At 68.0% G+C, this 16,592-nt stretch carries 15 protein-coding genes and 1 tRNA gene; 12 read left to right on the forward strand and 4 right to left on the reverse strand.

All coding sequences use genetic code 11. The annotated features are described in order from the left end of the window. Positions 1–594: a TetR/AcrR family transcriptional regulator gene (locus EV652_RS10370; protein ID WP_132208820.1), complete on the forward strand. Its 594-nt coding sequence runs from the start codon at positions 1–3 to the stop codon at positions 592–594. On the opposite strand, the gene EV652_RS10375 is transcribed toward EV652_RS10370, so the two are convergent. Then, entirely contained in the window at positions 574–1,956 is a 1,383-nt protein-coding gene (locus tag EV652_RS10375) for a pyridoxal phosphate-dependent decarboxylase family protein (RefSeq protein ID WP_132208821.1), read from the reverse strand. The two genes, EV652_RS10370 and EV652_RS10375, sit on opposite strands and share 21 nt — an antisense overlap. A 108-nt stretch (positions 1,957–2,064) precedes the next feature. Here EV652_RS10375 and EV652_RS10380 point away from each other — a divergent pair, with 108 nt between their 5' ends. Further along, positions 2,065–3,252: an MFS transporter gene (locus EV652_RS10380; protein ID WP_132208822.1), complete on the forward strand. Its 1,188-nt coding sequence runs from the start codon at positions 2,065–2,067 to the stop codon at positions 3,250–3,252. On the opposite strand, the gene EV652_RS10385 is transcribed toward EV652_RS10380, so the two are convergent. After that, on the reverse strand, positions 3,209–4,396 hold the full coding sequence (locus EV652_RS10385; protein WP_132208823.1) for an MFS transporter: 1,188 nt from the start codon (positions 4,394–4,396) through the stop codon (positions 3,209–3,211). The genes EV652_RS10380 and EV652_RS10385 overlap by 44 nt on opposite strands. Before the next feature lie 43 nt (positions 4,397–4,439). Here EV652_RS10385 and EV652_RS10390 point away from each other — a divergent pair. From EV652_RS10390 to EV652_RS10405, 3 genes are all read left to right on the forward strand, one after another. Beyond that, positions 4,440–4,512: transfer RNA gene (locus EV652_RS10390), tRNA-Thr, on the forward strand. Between the two features lie 85 nt (positions 4,513–4,597). Continuing rightward, positions 4,598–5,941, forward strand: a complete 1,344-nt coding sequence (locus tag EV652_RS10395) for a site-specific integrase (RefSeq protein ID WP_132208824.1) — start codon at positions 4,598–4,600, stop codon at positions 5,939–5,941. Positions 5,942–6,492: 551 nt separating this feature from the next. Next, positions 6,493–7,113 carry a hypothetical protein gene (locus EV652_RS10405; protein WP_199238107.1) on the forward strand — a complete coding sequence of 207 codons (621 nt, stop codon included), beginning with the start codon at positions 6,493–6,495 and terminating at the stop codon, positions 7,111–7,113. An 833-nt stretch (positions 7,114–7,946) separates the two neighbouring features. Here the strand turns inward: EV652_RS10405 and EV652_RS10415 are convergent. Both EV652_RS10415 and EV652_RS10420 read right to left on the reverse strand, forming a co-directional pair. Further along, positions 7,947–8,846: an NAD-dependent epimerase/dehydratase family protein gene (locus tag EV652_RS10415; RefSeq protein WP_158441138.1), complete on the reverse strand. Its 900-nt coding sequence runs from the start codon at positions 8,844–8,846 to the stop codon at positions 7,947–7,949. Positions 8,847–8,856: 10 nt separating this feature from the next. Further along, entirely contained in the window at positions 8,857–9,708 is an 852-nt protein-coding gene (locus EV652_RS10420; protein WP_132208827.1) for a sigma-70 RNA polymerase sigma factor region 4 domain-containing protein, read from the reverse strand. Between the two features lie 143 nt (positions 9,709–9,851). Between EV652_RS10420 and EV652_RS46140 the strand changes: the two genes are divergently transcribed. The 7 genes from EV652_RS46140 to EV652_RS10455 all read left to right on the forward strand — a co-directional run bounded on the left by EV652_RS46140 (position 9,852) and on the right by EV652_RS10455 (position 16,519). Further along, positions 9,852–10,226: a helix-turn-helix domain-containing protein gene (locus EV652_RS46140; RefSeq protein WP_132208828.1), complete on the forward strand. Its 375-nt coding sequence runs from the start codon at positions 9,852–9,854 to the stop codon at positions 10,224–10,226. A 98-nt stretch (positions 10,227–10,324) separates the two neighbouring features. Beyond that, positions 10,325–10,741: a hypothetical protein gene (locus EV652_RS10430; RefSeq protein WP_132208829.1), complete on the forward strand. Its 417-nt coding sequence runs from the start codon at positions 10,325–10,327 to the stop codon at positions 10,739–10,741. Positions 10,742–10,745: 4 nt separating this feature from the next. After that, positions 10,746–11,267 (forward strand): Pycsar system effector family protein, encoded by a 522-nt coding sequence (locus EV652_RS10435; RefSeq protein ID WP_132208830.1) that lies wholly within the window; start codon positions 10,746–10,748, stop codon positions 11,265–11,267. Further along, positions 11,264–13,549 carry a type IV secretory system conjugative DNA transfer family protein gene (locus EV652_RS10440; protein WP_132208831.1) on the forward strand — a complete coding sequence of 762 codons (2,286 nt, stop codon included), beginning with the start codon at positions 11,264–11,266 and terminating at the stop codon, positions 13,547–13,549. Before EV652_RS10435 ends, EV652_RS10440 begins: the two co-directional genes overlap by 4 nt. Then, positions 13,546–14,277, forward strand: a complete 732-nt coding sequence (locus EV652_RS10445; protein WP_132208832.1) for an RRQRL motif-containing zinc-binding protein — start codon at positions 13,546–13,548, stop codon at positions 14,275–14,277. The genes EV652_RS10440 and EV652_RS10445 overlap by 4 nt, the downstream gene beginning before the upstream one ends. Continuing rightward, positions 14,277–15,038, forward strand: coding sequence for a hypothetical protein (locus EV652_RS10450; RefSeq protein ID WP_132208833.1), 762 nt, complete (start codon positions 14,277–14,279; stop codon positions 15,036–15,038). The genes EV652_RS10445 and EV652_RS10450 overlap by 1 nt, the downstream gene beginning before the upstream one ends. Next, a complete protein-coding gene (locus tag EV652_RS10455) occupies positions 15,035–16,519 on the forward strand; it encodes a DUF2637 domain-containing protein (protein WP_132208834.1) in 1,485 nt (494 codons plus the stop codon). Before EV652_RS10450 ends, EV652_RS10455 begins: the two co-directional genes overlap by 4 nt. The last annotated feature ends 73 nt before the right edge of the window (positions 16,520–16,592 follow it).

Consider the following 16,592-nt stretch of genomic DNA (forward strand, 5'->3'; position numbering starts at 1 on the left):
ATGGACGAACATCGCCTGACCGTCAAGGGGCGGGCGACTCGCGAGCGGATCCTTGCTGCCGCGGCCGAGCTGATCCTGCGGCAGGGGGTGGCCGGCACGCAGCTCGACGACGTACGGCGGGCTGCGGGGGTGAGCGGTTCGCAGCTGACGCACTACTTCCACGACAAGCAGACGCTGATCGACGACGTGATCGCGTGGCAGGCGCACACCACCCTCAAGCGCGAACCGGCGCTCGACACGTTCGACGCCTGGCGCCGGTGGGCTGACCAGGTCGTCGCCCGGCAGACCGCGCGGAAGTTCCAGGGCGGTTGCGACTTCGGCTCACTCGCCGGTCAGCTCGCCGAGACGAGCCCGGAGACGCGGGCTCACCTCGCCGACGGCTACGACCGCTGGCTTTCGCAGTTCCGGCACAGCTTGGACAGGATGCGCGATCAGGGCCTGCTCCGTGCGGACGCCGACCCCGACTCGCTCGCTCATATGTTGCTCGCCGCGATGCAAGGCGGCGTACTCCTGTCGCAGACCCTCCGCCGGCCGGAGCCCCTCCGCGACTCCCTCGACGCGGCGCTCGCCCAGTTAGAGTCCTTCGCCGGCTAGACACCGCAGTACGGCGGCTGCCGACCGGTCGATGTCTTCCTCGTCCGTCATCCAGTTGCTGACCGAGATGCGCATGGCGGCCTTGCCCTGCCAGGTCGTGCCGGACATCCAGCACGTGCCCTCCTGCTGCACGGCCCGCACCACGGCCCGAGTGAGCTCGTCGTCGTCACCGAAGCGGACGAGGACCTGGTTGAGGACGACGTCGTTCAGTACGGCGACCCCGTTCGCGGCCAGCGTGTCCGCGAACCGGTGGGCCATCGCGCAACACCGCTCGACGACCTCGGCGATCCCTTCGCGCCCCAGTGCCCGGATGGCGGCGTACACCGCGAAACCGCGGGCCCGGCGGGAGAACTCGGGGTTGAACTCGATCGCGTCGCGTTCGCCTTGCTCGTCATGGATCAGGTACGACGCTCGCACGGCCATCGCGGCGTGGTGGGCTTCTGGATGTGCGCAGAGGACGAGGCCCGAGTCGTACGGAACGTTCAGCCACTTGTGCGCGTCGGTCGCCCAGGAGTCGGCTTGGTCGATGCCAGTGAGGTGCTGCCGCAAGGCCGGGCTGACCGCGGCCCACAGGCCGAAGGCGGCGTCCACGTGTACCCACGCGCCGGCCGCATGCGCGAGCTCACAGATTTCGGCGATCGGATCGATCGCGCCGGTGTTCACATTTCCGACCTGGGCACAGACGATCGTCGGGCCTGCGGTTGTGGACAGGGCGTCGGCGAGCGCGTCGGCCCGCATCCGCCCTTGGCCGTCGACCTCGATCGGCACGATGCAGCTCGTACCGAGGCCGAGGAAGCGCAGTGCCCGGTCGACCGTGTCGTGCCGCTCGGCGCCGGCCAGCACGCGGATCGGCGGTGCACCGATCAGCCCGTCGCGCTCGACATCCCAACCGGCCTTCCGGAGTACGTCGTGCCGGGCCGCGGCGAGTCCGGTGAAGTTGGCCATCTGCGCGCCGGTCACGAAGCCCACCGTCGTACTGCTCGGAAGTCCGAACAGCTCGACCAGCCAGCTCGCCGCGACCTCCTCGACCACGGCCGCTGCGGGTGAGGCGGCGTACAGGCCCGCGTTCTGGTCCCAGACGGTGGTGAGCCAGTCGGCGGCGACCGCGGCGGGGGTCGCGCCGCCGAAGACGAACCCGAAGAAGCGGCCGCTGCCGCTCGGCAACAGGCCGTCCTCGACGCCTTGCGCGAGCTGCGCGATCACCTCTTGCGGGTCCGTTGGTTGCTGCGGCAACCCACCTCCGAGTGCGTGATGCAGCTCGGCCGCCGTCGCCCGCGGGCCGACCGGACGCTCCGGCAACCCGGCCAGATACGTCGTCGCCCGCTCGAACGCCTCCCCGAGCGGCCCTTTCCAGTCCGGCATGATCATCCCTCCCTTTGCTCTCTTTGTACGCCGATCACGTGTGATCCGGCGTGTGACGGCACTACAGTTCGCTCAGGCCGCGTTCGGGCAGTCTTGAGGAGGACGTGGATGGCGCGAGTGGTGACCGGGAGTCGCTGGGCGGCGATCGTCGGTTATTCCCTGGTCGGCGCGGCCACGCAACTGGTCTGGCTCAACTTCGCCGGCGTGACCACCGTTGCCGCCTCGCACTACGGCGTGTCCGAGAGCGCGATCGGCTGGCTCGCGCAGGTGTTCCCGCTGCTGTACGTCGTACTCGCGATCCCTTGCGGTCTGATCCTCGATCGATGGTTCCGGGCCGGGCTGATCGCGGGCGCCGTACTGACCGCCGTGGGTGCTTCGGTGCGGCTGATCGGCGACGACTACGGCTGGCTGCTCGCCGGGCAGATCGTTGCCTCGGTCGCCCAACCGCTGGTGCTGAACGCGGTCACCGGCATCACCGGCCGCTACCTCGAAGAGAAGGACCGGCCGACCGGGATCGCGGTCGGTACTGCGAGCATCTTCGCCGGAATGGTGATCGCGTTCCTGCTCAGCGCGGTCTTCACCTCGGCCGCTGACCTCTCGACCATGCTCGCGGTGACCGCGGCCTTCTGCATTCTTGCTGCCGTGTTCCTGGTTGTTGCCCTCCGCAATCAGGGTGTCCATGAGGTGTCGCGGCAACGACCCGATCGCGGTGCGTTGCGGATCGCCTGGGGTGACTCGCTGATCCGCCGGCTGTGTGTGCTGGCGATCTTCCCGTTCGGCGTCTTCGTTGCCCTGAGCACGTTCGCGCAGGCGTTGCTGGAACCGGCGGGGGTCAGCAGCGGTACGGCGAGCGCGATCCTGCTGGTCAACGTCGTCGCCGGCGTGCTGGGCTGTGCGGTGATCCCGATTCTCGTCGTACGCCGCCGAGCCGAGTCGACCCTCCTGGTCGTCAGTCTCTCGATGACCGCGGTCGCCTGCGTCGTGCTGGCGGTGGCGCCGGGGGTGATCACGGGCTTCATCGCGATCACCTTGATCGGCTTCCTCCTGCTTCCGGCGCTCCCGATCGTGCTCGAACTCGTGGAACGCCGTACCGGCGAGGCCGAAGGAACCGCGGCCGGGCTGATCTGGATGGCCGGCAACCTCGGCGGTCTCCTCGTCGCTATCGTGGTCGGTCTGCTGGTCGACTACCCGTCCGCGGCCTTCCTCGTGATGGCCGGCATCGCCTTGGTCGCCGTACCCGGTGCACGGGCGCTCAAGCGCCCAATCGCCGAAGTCCGATCGCCGTCGCAACTGTAGCCAGCAGTCCACCGATGCCTGCGGCAACGAACGTGACGCGTGCGTCGGTGTACTCGAGGAGGAGGCCGCCGAACACGTACGAGATCCCGGCCGCCAGACCGACAGCGCCGTACAGATTCCCGAAGACGCGGCTGAGCATCGGTGCCGGCACGACGCGTTGCAAGTAGGTGTTGATCCCGACGTCGAGGGCCGCGATGCCGAGGCCGCGGAACACCTGCAGCGCGAGCGCGGCCCACACCGCCCAGGCGAGACCGGTGACCAGGTTGCCCGCGCTGCTCACCGCGAACCCGGCCAGGATCAGCGTCAGCATGCGGAACCGGCTCGCGTACTTGGTCATCACGACGTACCCGGCGACCAGACCGATGCCGACACCGGCGTACAGCATCGCCGCGGCCGAGTCGCTGCCGTTCAGCTCGTCCTTGCCCAGGAACACCAGCGCGACGTCGTCCACCCCACTGCACGCGACCCCGGCGAAGAACCCCAGCCCGATCACCCGGATGACCTTCGTCCGCCAGATGTACCCGAGCCCGTCCTTCGCATCCTTGACCAGGCTGTGGCCGGATGGCTCACTTCTCGGCAGCTTGGGTAGTCCGCTCAGCACCACCGCCGACACCAGGAACGTCACCGCGTCGATCAGCAGGATCCCGCGGACGTCCGTCACCAAGAACAGCCCCGCAGCCACCAGCGGCCCGATCGCCTCCAACCCGTACGTCCCCGCCCCGAGCGTCGAGTTCGCCGTCTCCAGGTCCTCATCCTTGACGAGCGCCGGCACCGCACTGCGGGAGCTCGCCTGAAACACCTGCGCCACCAGACTCCGTACGGCGACCAACACCAGGAGAATCGGGAGAGGCGGCAGAGCGACGGCCATGGCGAGCACCAGCGCCCCCTGCAGCACGTCACAAACCACCATCACCCGCCGCAGATCGAACCGATCCCCGATCGCCCCCGCGAACGCCCCGAACAGCCCGGGCGTGAAGTCCCCGGCCAACAGCAACAACGCCACCGCCAACGCCGCCCCGGTCGACTCTTCGACGTACAACAGCAACGCCACCAGCCCCAGCGAGTCCCCCAGAAACGACACCGACCGAGCCACCCACAACCGCCGAAACCCCGCCGACCCCCGCAGCACCCCCACCGCTCCCATACCCACCTCCCTCGATCCCCTAAGATGGTCCAACGATGCACCCGCCGGTGTGGCGCAACTGGCAGCGCACCGCTCTTGTAAAGCGGTGGTTAGGGGTTCGAGTCCCCTCACCGGCTCTAGCGCTGACCAGGCATTACTACAGACAGTCACCGTGATAAACGACGGTCTGTCAATGGATCTGACAATGAGTACCATCAGTTCATGGCTGGACGTCGCAGTACCGGCGGTCGTGAGCGCGGATACGTCCGCAAGCGTGGCAACTCCCACCAGGTCCTCGTCTACGCCGGCGTAGACCCTGTGACCGGGAAGGACTCCTACCTCAGCGAGTCCACACGCGACGAGAAGAAGATCCCAGAGATCCGGTCGAGACTGCTCGCCAAGGTCGACCGCCAGCGGAACGCCGCGACCAAAGCGACGCTCTCGTACGCACTCGACGCGTGGCTTGAAGTCCATGAAGCCGATGAGTCCACGCTCGATCGGTATCGCGAGCTCGCTGAGCGGACGATCGGCCCAGCGCTCGGAGACGTACCGATCTCCAAGCTCGGAGCGCGTGCCCTGGAGCAGTTCTATGCGCAGCTGCGACGTTGTGGCGCGCGATGCGACGGCAAGCCCTTCGTAGAGCACCGAACCGCAGATGCACATGAATGCCGAGTGGTTGTGAAGCACCGGTGGCCGCCGGGCCGGCCCTCGGTGAAGTCGCGCGCCGAGCATGACTGCGATGCGGCGGGTTGCCGCGTTGCCGAGTGCCGGCCGCATGTCTGCAAGCCATTGTCCGCCGGAACGGTGCGAAAGGTTCACTTCGTCATCAGCGGAGCGCTGGCGGCCGCGGTTCGCTGGGAATGGATCGACAGCAATCCCGCGGCGGAAGCAAAGAAGCCGAAACAGGCCCCGCCGCAGCCGCAGCCACCGACGTCAGATGAGGGTTCTCGGATCATCACGGCCGCCTGGGCGCAGGATTTCGCCTGGGGCATGTTGATTTGGCTAAAGATGGTGACAGGAGCGCGACGCGGCGAGCTGCTCGCGCTGCACTGGCATGACTTGCACCTGGACCAAGGCGTGCTCGAGATCCGCCGCAACTTCACCCACCGGAACGGGAAGGCACGAGAGAAGGACACCAAGACACATCAGATGCGGCGCATCAGCCTGGACCCGGGAACCGTTGAGTTGCTCGCCACACACCGCCTCAACTGCCAGGAGCAGCTTGCGGCGCTGGGTGTGGCGTTCGATGAGTCAGCCTTTGTCTTTTCCTACGAGGCGGACCACAGTCGGCCGTGCAACCCGGACGGCGTAAGCCACCGGTACGCGGAGATGTGCACAAGGCTGGGCATCAAGAGTCACCTCCACACCTTGCGGCACTATTCGGCAACCGAGCTGATCAGCTCCGGCGTCGACATTCGTACAGTCGCCGGCCGCCTCGGCCACGGCGGTGGCGGCACAACAACGCTTCGCGTCTACGCTGCGTGGGTTGCTGAATCAGACCGCCAAGCAGCGAACGTGCTCGCCGGCCGCCTGCCAAAGCCAGGCTCCACTGGCCGATCCGACTGACCCATCCTAGTCGCTTGCGATGCCCGTCCTGAGCGTCTCATTACGATTGCCGCGACGTGCGTCCAGAGCAGTCCTACGACCTGTGTTTCCCATGGCGCGTGGCGCGTACTTACGTCCACAACGCTCCACCGAGGTCGACTGTCTAGTTAGCAGGACTGCTAGCACGGCTGACGTGGAACAAGCCACGTAGGGAGTCAAGAAGTGTCGGTGGCGCATGCGAGATTGTTACTGCACAAGTACGCGACTTTCTGGTGATGGCCGAGTACCGTCGGCGACAGGGGAACCGAGGGGGGTCACGATGGCGACACAGATGACAGATTGGGACAGCAAAGTCACTGAAGCTTCTGAGGCGGATCTGAGTGCAGCGGTACAGAGTGCACTCGACCGCTGCGGATGCACGTTCTCGGAGCTAGCGCTTCAGGCGAAGGCCGGCCGGTTCAGGTCTCTAGATGCGAGACTGGCTTGGGTCGCAATCGGTGACTTGTGGGGGGCTGGCAGTCCTGAGGCCACGACTTAGCCTCGGGAGCGAGGGACAGCGGTTCTGTGACGAAATGTCCGACCTCCTCAACGGAACCGTCTGCACCGGCATCCGCGTTGTATCCGTGGTGACTGAGCGACCGCATCCCCGAGTCATGGTCGGCTACCGGATCACTGCACGAGACCAGATGATGGCGAAGGGGATCCCGCTCAGGTCAGGACGGGGAGCGCCTCGGCTCTATCTGGGCTTGTCGATGAGGCTCGAAGCTGACCCAGAGGTCAGTTACCTCATGACGACCTCCTCAGTGATGCTGCTAGCCCTCGATCCTGAGCTGAGGCAGCCGCTTCTGCACTATGACTACGAACGGGAGAAAGCGGACGGCTATCCAGAGGCACACATACAGGTCTGCGCCTCGTCGCCAGCATGGGAGCGCGTCGGCGAGATATGCGGCGGCGAGAAGGGACGTGAGTTAGAGCGGCTTCACCTCCCGGTGGGTCCTCGTCGTTTCAGGCCTTCGCTGGAAGACTTGATTGAGTTCGTGATCTCCGAGCGCATCGTTCCGCCCATGCAGAAGGCTTGGCGAACAGTTCTTGACGAATCACGCGAGCGCTTCCGCGTGAAACAGCTGAGGGCCGCGGTGCGCCGAGACCCGGACACCGCGCTCGCAGTCCTGCGCGAGGAGGGCCACCTCTAGCTGGCACGGCGGAAACTGTCGGAGGCCGCGCCTATCCTCCCAAACATGAAGGCAAGAGGTTGGCCCCGCGACCGCTCCACCGGCCCTGGCGGTGGTCTGTCCACTGGTCCCCGTGGAGGACTCTCAACCGGTCCAGGGGGTGGCGCTTCGACTGGGGCTGGCGGCGGCATGTCAACCGGACCTGGGGGCGGATTGTCGACTGGGCCTGGTGGAGGACTCTCAACCGGACCTGGCGGAGGCATGTCGACCGGGCCTGGTGGAGGACTCTCAACCGGACCTGGGGGCGGATTGTCGACAGGCCCCGGCGGGGGTCTTTCAACTGGACCGGGCGGCGGACTTGCCACAGGAGCGAGCAACAACCATTACCACTGTGTCCAGCCGCCAATGGAAGTCTTCGTAAAGGAACTCGACAAGCGGGGGCTGACATACTTCGCGGACCTACTCCGGCGCGCACATGGAATCGAGTGATCGGGCAGCCACATCTACCCGTCCCCCTAATAGCTGCCAACCCAGGTCAGCGCGGCACGTGTCAAGAGTCGGCTTGCCGATCCCGAAGGGACGCGGAGCGCTCTTGATGCGTGTCGTGGTGGCTGGACAACCGAGCGGCCAGGGTGACGGAGCCAACCCCGGCCTTCGCTGACTCCGCTGGATGCGGCCGGATTGGTGGAGCAGCCGTTGAGATCGGTCGTACGCAGACGGTGCGCGCGGTCGAGGGCGTCGGCCGGAGGTCGTAAGCCCGCGGGCTGCGCGCCGCTCGCGGCGCGCCTTGGTTCTGCAAGAGCTCAGTGCAGCAACGACTTTGCCTACGTGAGCATCGCGATCGCGGAACGACGTCAGCGGTCAGTCGCGGCGAGCCATGTATCTCTCAGGGACTGGTCAAGAGTGATCTGTGGTGACCAGTTCAGGCTGCGCCGGGCAAGTGAGATATCGGCGCATTGCCAGGAGACCTCAGCTGCCGACGATTTGTGCGCTCTCTGAGGATCGGCGCCCACGACTGGTTCGGCTCTGGTTTCGCTGATCTCAATGAGGCGCTTGAGCCAGTCGCCGGTCCGGACCGCGCGACCTGAGCCAATGTTCAAGAGCGGAGGGGCCTCTTCGGTGTATGTGGTCGCGACGGCCGCTGCCGCAACGTCCCGCACATCGACGTAGTCGCGCCATCCGTCCAGTGAGTCCACGATGAGTGGCTCACCGCTTCGCAGTCTCGCCACCGCGCCACCCAGCATCGTGCTTGTAGGTGAGAGAGGTCCGCTGACATTGAAGATCCGAAGGACCGTGATCGCCAAACCCTGGGATCGCGCATGTAACGCGATCTGCGTAGCAGCCAGCTTTGAGTAGCCGTATGGACTACTCGGCCGCTCTTCAGCGCTCTCATCGATCGGGTGCTGCCCATCCGGCGCGCCATACTCGGCTGAGGACCCCAGTTGCACAATCCTTGCTGTAGGTGCGGCGCTGAATGCAGCTGACACGAGACTGTGAACGCTCGCGACATTGGTTCGCATCATCTCGCCGGCGGTTCCGCGCACTGCGCCCGCGCAGTTGATCACAGATGTTGGCTCGTACGACCGCAGCAGGTCGACCAGTTCGGCCTGTGGTGATCGAACAAGGTCAAGGCCAACGTCCACGTTCGTGCCAGGGGTCCTGCCGACGCGGAGATGATTGATTCCGCGATCGGCGAGGATCTGCGCGCAATGCTGTCCCATGAACCCCGAGGTGCCCAAGACCACGACGCGCATACTCGCCGCGTCAGCGTTGGCGGAGACGCTCTCGGCGACGAACTGGGGCGACGAGCCTGGCATTGCTGATCTCCTGCGTCTTGGGGTCGTAGTCGCACTGGACGAGACACGACCACAGATGGTTGCGCGTCTCGCGATACAGCTTGGCAATGTTCTCAGCTAGATAGAGAGCCCCACCCCGAGATCCCGGAGCGTGGATGCCCGCGCAGTAGAGCCAAGTTCCTTTGCCGTCTGGCCGTGGAAGCGTGCCGAGATATGCCAGATCGCCACCCTCATCTCGGTGCCTCGGCGACCGCAGCTTTTCACCGGTTGCCTTGTCGAGCAGGTACCAGCTCTCGTCATCCCGCTCGAACCCGTAGGCGCTATCCGACGCGAGGATCTGGGTAAGCCACGGCGACTGTCGGGGTCCGCAGGTTACGACGAGCCCGTCGCGGTTGAGATCAACGTACTCACCCGCCGGCAGGTGCTCCGTCTTGGTTTCAAGGCCGAACTCCAATGCAAGACGTTGGATGTCGTCCCTGAATGCAATGTCGCTTTCGTGCACGACTGGCCGTTGTGGCCCCTCTGGATACGGAGCCTGCTCTACAGGCAGGACGACGTGGACCGTGTCCCCTGTACTGAGAACGACTCGCTCTGGTCGCCGGCGCGGCGCGCCGAGCTGCGACAGGCGAGCAACGGACAGGCCCACACGGTCCGCGATCTGGGCGAGCGTCATGCCGTCTTGGCGCATCTTGTCCAGGGCTGCGCGCCGGACGTCGCCCACCTCAGTGATGGCCGCATCCAACGCGTTGAGGACATCGCCAGCGTAGATGAACTGCTCGACCGGGTCCTCGAGTGCCCGGAGACGCTCAAGTTCGTCCACGCAGCTCACCTCCTTGCATTGACCCATCCTAGTGTCTCTAAATCCAAGCCTTAAGACCCCCTTGAATTTCTGATTCAAGGGGTGCTTAACTGATCCGTACAGGGTAGCCAAACATGGCAGCCGAACTGCATGGGGAGCCAGAGATGACCAGCACGACAGATCTGCCAGGGCCGCAGCCAGACGAGCGCACAGGAGCCGTCGTTAGCGCCCGAGGAGTTGGTACTGCGCTTAGAGCCGCGGCTCGGCAACGCGCACTCGACAGTGCCCTCAACAAGCGCAGCCGCGGCGTTCCGACGTACACCGTGCCGGAAGCCGCCGCGCTTCTCAGCATCTCGCCGGAGGCGCTTTACCGCTTGGTGCGTGCGGATGACTTTCCTGCGGTGCGCGTAGGTCAGAAGTACTGCGTGCCAGCAGCGGCGGTGAGCGACCTACTCGAATCCGGGACGTCAGCGGACATCACGGACTGGGGCTCGCAATGGAAGCAGCGGCATCGACCTGCCAGTGGCGGTGCCGCGTGAGCAACTCAAGCACATCGATGGACCGGCCCCGCACGGGCGCCAACCAGAACAGGGCCGGTTCTCCCATCACTCAGGAACGAGTTCGAGAGGTCTACAGCATGACTGACGCAGTACAGGGCGGCGCGGAGTGGGTGCCGGCGATTGGGATGTTGGAGGAGTTGCCGTCGAAGCAGGCGGCGGTGATCAGGGGCTTGTTCGAGCTGGCTGCGCTCGTAGCGGATCACCCCGAGTTGCCGGTGCCCTCGGTGCGGGTTGTGTTCTGGCCGCCGAGCCGCAACGAGGACTTTGAGGCGGCGTGCCGCGAGGTCGAGCAGCTCGGTGCGGTGCTCGGTGTCGCGCCGGAGTTGAACAACGGCCATTACGCCGTGACCACTGGGTTCGGTCCTGTCGAGGTCACGTCGTTCGCGATCTCGAGCGACACCATGGCTGCGCACACCGCGCACATGTCGTACGCGGACAACGTGCAGCCCGAACAGGTGTCGGAGCTCGACGTGCCGCTCCGGTGGCGGGGGTAGTGCGATGAGCGAGCGCATGGAGATGGATCTGGCGTGGCGGATGCACGATTCTGCCGCTGCGACGATCGACAAGGCTGACACGAAGGCAGGTTTCGCGGCGACGGTTGAGACCGCCCTGGCGGCGGTGGTGCTGACGCTGGTGTCGCAGTCGCACGGCTCGCCGCTGGGCGCGCGGATGGCGTTCGGTGTCGCTCTGGTGGCGTTGGCGGTGGCGTTGGGCTCGGCGCTGCTGGTGGTGGTGCCGCGGATGCACCGCCCGGCTGATGCGTTGGTGCCGGGGGAGTTCTTGTACTTCGGCGCGGTCCGGGTGCGGTCGATCGAGCAGCTGCGCGAGCACATCGTTAACCAGGGCTATGCGAGCAGCAGGTACGGCGTAGCGGAGCCGTTGGAGGCGATCGCGCATCACTCCAAGCGGCTCGCGGAGATCGCGTGGACGAAGCACCGCCTGGCGCGGGTATCGATCCTTGCCGCGGGCATCGGTGCTGTGCTGGCTGTGGCCGGTGTGCTGATCGGTGGTGCGCGATGATGCGGCGGCCGAGCCGGACCGAGGGTGTGATGGTCCCGAACTTCACCCTCGCGATGGTGGCGCTGCTGGCCGCGGGCGTGGCCGCGATCGCCTTGGACAAGACGCCCGCGCTGACCGAGCTGGGCTACTGGACCGCAGCGACTGGCGTGGTCGGACTGGTGACCGCCGGGTTGCTGTTCTGGCGACTGATGCACGGCACGCTCATCGCCACGCCGCTGTGGGTGCTGCTCGCCGGCGCAGTCGGGCTGCGGCTCGGCGCGCCAGGCGACGCGGCGGGCTGGGTGATCGGCGGCGGCGTGCTGCTGCTGGTGACCCTGGGCCTGGTGGCGGTCAACCGCCCGGTCGGCTGCGGTCTCACTGCGGCTCTGTGGCTCGCGTACACCGGGTTCGTGCTGCATGCCCTGCCGCCGGCCGTGGAGGCGTCGGGGCGTTGGTGGCAGCTGCTCGTGGCCGCCGGCGTGGTGCTGCTCGGTACGGCGGGCTTCATGCTGCGGTCGCGGTCCAGCTCGCGGGGCCTGCTGCGCCGCCTGGGCCGCGCCGGTCGGGTGACCGACGGTCTGGCGTCGGGGTGGGATGTGCGGCGGGTGTCGTCGGCGCGGATGCTGCGCAAGAAGGCGAAGGTCGTGCGCCCCTCGCTAGCTGAGGTGCCCGCGTGGAAGCGGCGGTTCATGCCGCTCACGCAGATCGGCGCGACCGTCGCCACGGTCGGCTGGGTCAAGGTCCGGTCGTCTGCGGAGGACCACACCCTGACGGTCGCCGGTCCGCGCGCGGGCAAGACCGGGTTGATGATGAACCACCTGCTGGACGCGCCGGGCGCGGTGATCGCCACCTCGACCAAGACCGACATCCTCGACGTAACCCGCACTCAGCGGGTCAAGCGTGGACCGGTGTGGGTGTTCGACCCCGATGGTCTCACCGGCGACGGGTCCACGATCACGTTCGACCCGTTGACCGGTTGCACGGACCCGGGCGTGGTGATGGACCGGGCCTCGGACCTGCTCGACGGGGTCGGCGCGAAGTCCGATGACGCCGAGCACTGGCTGAACCTGGCCCGGCAGGCGTTGACGGCGCTGATGCACGCCGCCGCGCTCGGCGGCTACACGATGGCCGACGTACAGCGGTGGATCGCCCACCCCGACGACCAGGCAAGGTCCGACGCGCTGTGGGAGCTGCGCGTGGCGAACGCGACCGGGTTCGAGCAGCAGGCAATGCAGTTCTTCACCAACAACGAACGCACCCGCTCCAGCATCTCCACCACGATCATGCCTGCCTTGTCGTGGCTGTCGGTTCCGACCGCCGCCGATGCGGCGGCGCCGGGTGGGGTGCCGTTCGATGTGGAGCGGCTGCTGGCCGAGACCGGCACCGTGTACCTGCTCGGTGCGGAGGACAAGAAGACCGCGCCGCTCGTGACGGCGCTGACTGCGCACATCGCCCGCCAGGCCAAGATCCTCGCGGTCCGTACGCCGGGTCGCCGGTTGGACCCGCAGCTGACGATGGTGCTGGACGAGGCCGCGCTGATCTGTCTGATCCCGCTGGACCGGTGGACCGGTGACTTCGGGTCCCGGGGGATCACGCTGCACATCTCCGCGCAGTCCCGTGCCCAGCTGCGGGACCGGTTCGGCGAGGCCGCGACCGGTGCGCTGCTGACCAACGTCACCACGAAGGTCGTGCTGGCCGGCACGAGCGACGACGACGATCTGCAGTTCTGGTCCACGCTGTGCGGCGAGCGGCTGGAGCAGGTCGCGACCCGCGACCGCACCACCGGCGGGGTATCGATCAGCGACCGCCGTGTCCCGGTCCTCACCCCGGGCCAGGTCGCGCAGCTGCGCGCCGGGCAGGCGCTGATCATCACCCGCGGCATGCCGCCCGCGATCGGCCGGGTCCGCATGGCGTGGAACCGGCGCGACCTGCGGATGGAGCGGTTCCACAACCGCCGGACCGTCCGGTGGACGACCCGCCAGGTGGCCGCACTTGAGAACCGGGTCGGTGCCCGGCTGCTCACCGACACCGCGTGGCTGCGCGACCAAATCCTGGCCCGGGTCGATCGGGCAGCCGCAGTACGGCAGCGGCTGACCGCGCCCGTCGTAGGACGGATCGCGGCACGGCTCGACGCCGCGGTGACGTGGCTGGAGGCAACTGACCCGGCGCGCGAACTCCTCGCCCGGCTGCGGCTGGCTGGCGCGATGCGCAAGGCGCGCGCCGCGCTCGCCGCCCGCGACACCAATCGGGCCGGTACGCCGGAACTCGTCGGCTCCGACGACACAGACGGAGGCCGGTCATGACCGCCGAGATCAGCGGTGATCGCGGGGTGGAGTGGGTCCAGTTGTGGGACGGCCGGCGCTGGCCGGGCAGGGTCCGCAACGGCCTGCCGGAGTTCCGGTTCGGGCAGGCGCCGTCGGGGCTGTCCACGCGGCGGCAGCTGCGCGAGCGCGGCCTGTCCCCCGGTGGGCAGGAGCCGTTCGCGCGGTTGACGTGGAAGCGCGACCGCCGGTTCGCGTGGCTGTACGTGGACGATAAGGCGAAGGCGAAGCGGACCCCGAGCGACAAGCAGCTCGCCGCCGTCAACAAGGCGCTGGCCGCGCGGAAGGTATGCGCCGAGTGCGGACCGGTCGAGCAGTTCGTCCGCACGACCGACCAGCTGTGCGGTGACTGCCACGCCGCCGGCGTCACGCCGACCGCGGGCGGCACCGCCGGGTGGCGCACCGTCCAGGCCTGGCAGGACGACGCAACCGCCGACGACGCCGGCGACACCGACGACGGCGACGACACCGGCGGCGAGGCGGCCGAGCAGGACAAGGCCACGGCGGCGGCGGACCGGGCTGCCGCCGCACTGGCCCTGACCGAGGCCCGACTGAGCACCGCCGACGCGGGGGCGGACGCTGCTCACCGCGACGAGCAGCTTGCCCGCTGGCACGCCGACGACGAGTCAGCCCGCGCCGCCGAGCGCGCCGCGGCAGAACGGGCCGACAGCAACTACCACGCGGACTGGGACGAGAGGGGAGTGGCCTGATGCGCTACGACGACGACAAGGACCCCGGCACCGCCGCGCTCGCGGCGGTCGCCGGGCTGGCCCGCTCAGTCGAGACGCTGACTCGCGACGTGGCCGCGATGAAGACCGGCATGCAGCAGACCGCGTCCAAGACCGCCGTCGCCCGGCTCAACGACACCGTGGCCTCGCTCGGCAACGCCGTCGCCTCGTTCGAGGACCTGCTGACCCGGATCGCCGCCACGCCCGCCGGCGCGCGCAAGGCGGCAGGCTCCAGCGACAGCAGCGATGTGGAGCCGGTGCGGTCCTGGCTGCGGCTGCCCGAACACGACCAGGCCGCGGTCGAGGCGGTGCTGAGCGAGCTGCTGCCGTGGATGGAGTCGGTCTATCTGCGGTACGCGACCGCCCGGGAGACGCTGCCGCCGTGCTGGCTGTGGCACCCCGAGATCGTGGAGGAACTGCTGTGGCTGATGGACGCCTGGACCGCCGCCTACGAAGGCGAGCAGGCGTCGAACAAGCTCGTCGGTGACTGGCACGACCGGCAGCGGCCCGGTGTCACCCGTCGCATCGGCGAGTACGCCCCGGCCTGCGACGTGCTCGCGCACCGCGACGCCGCCGGACAGCACGCGATCACAGTGCCGCTCGCGGCCGACGCCGACCCGTTCGTCACCTGGTGGGCCGGCGGCCGCGACGAGAACGGCCCGGCCCCGACCCCCGAGCAGATCAAGGCTGGTCGCCGTGGCGGCCTGGCCGCCGTACCCGACACCGCTGGAGGCCAGCGATGACCACCCTGTCCATCAACCTGCCCGAGGTCTTCGACCCCGGCACGGTCACCTGGCCAATGATCGCCGCCGGCGTCGCCGGGCTGCTCATCCTCGCCGCCGTGCTCACTGGCTTGATCTGGGCCGCCCGCCGGGCGGTCCGCAGCGTCACGGCCGCGGTCGTGGCCGGGCGGCTTACGACGCGACGGGTGCTGATTACGGTGGCGGTCATCGCCGCGCTCGGCGTGGCCGGGATCGGTGGCGCCCGCTCGTTCGGCGCGGTGTCGCAGAAGTTCGACAGCCCGTTGGTGCCGTTGGTTGCCGACGGCATGATCGTCGCCTGCACCGCGCTACGGCTCGCCGCCCTGACCCGAGGGTGGCGAATTCCGGCCGCGCTGGTCACCACGTACGTGTTCATCGGCGGCACCGTGTGGCTGAACATCGACACCGCCCACGGCATCGCCGACGCCGTCGCGCACGCGCTCGCGCCCCTCGCCTACGCGGTACTGGTCGAGATGCTCGCCCATCTCCTGCGGCTGCACCTGCGGCTCGCGCAGCCCGCTAAGCCGCGACTGTCGGCGCTGACCTGGATCACCTCCCCGGTGATCACCACCCGCGTGTGGCTGCACCTGTCACGCACAGGCAGCGACGACCCGGTCGCCGCGCGGGCGCTGGTCCAGCAGGTGATCCGGATGGCGTCGCGGCTCGCGACGCTGTGCCCGAGCCGCAAGCTGTGGCCACTCGATGCCCCACGGGCAGCCCGGACGGCTGCGCTACAGACGATCCGCGACGGGCTGCTCTCGGCCGGCGAACTGGCCTCGCTGCTTCCGGCCGGTGGACGGGTGACGCCTGGCGAGCTGCTCGCGCTGGTCGATTCCGCCGCGCTCGGCCTGACTGCCCCGATCACGCCGGACGAGTCCGTAGGCACAGCTGATGTGCCCAGCAGCGCCGAGCGCATCGAGCCGCCGGGTGCACCGGTGTGGCTGCTCGCCTACCTGATCGGTGCACTCCGCACCGCATCGTCCACTGCACCGGTGCACCACCCGCCCCGCACCGCGCCGACTGCACCGGTGCACAACGACGCGCCAAGCGGTGCACCCGCATCGGTGCATGCACCGCACCGCACCGACCTGGCGACGCACGAGCCCGCCGAGACCGGCGAGGCCGCACCGCGCAAGACGGCGGGGCCGTCCGACGCCGAACTGCTCGATGCGGTGGTGCGCCACGCAGCCGATCAGGGCGGAGCGCCCCTCGGGCAGCGCGAAATCCGCCGCGCCACGGAGGAAGCGTTCGGGCGGCCGGTCGGCTTTGGCCGGGCCAAGCGCCTCCAGGAGCTGGCGGGGTGGGCCGAGCCCACCGCCACGGAGAGCGCCGACGACCCTGCACCTGCCCCGCAGGTCCGTGGACAACTGCAACTCGTCAGCGAGCCCGGTGAAAACGACCCCGACAACAACTCCGACGACACCACCACCAGCCCCGAACTCGAATCGAGTACCAGCCGATGAACATCCACGACACGAAGCCAGCGAGCACGAACCAGCACAGCAATCGACTCGTAGCCACCATGACGACGAGCAA

Source organism: Kribbella steppae (assembly GCF_004342025.1).
Taxonomy (GTDB): domain Bacteria; phylum Actinomycetota; class Actinomycetes; order Propionibacteriales; family Kribbellaceae; genus Kribbella; species Kribbella steppae.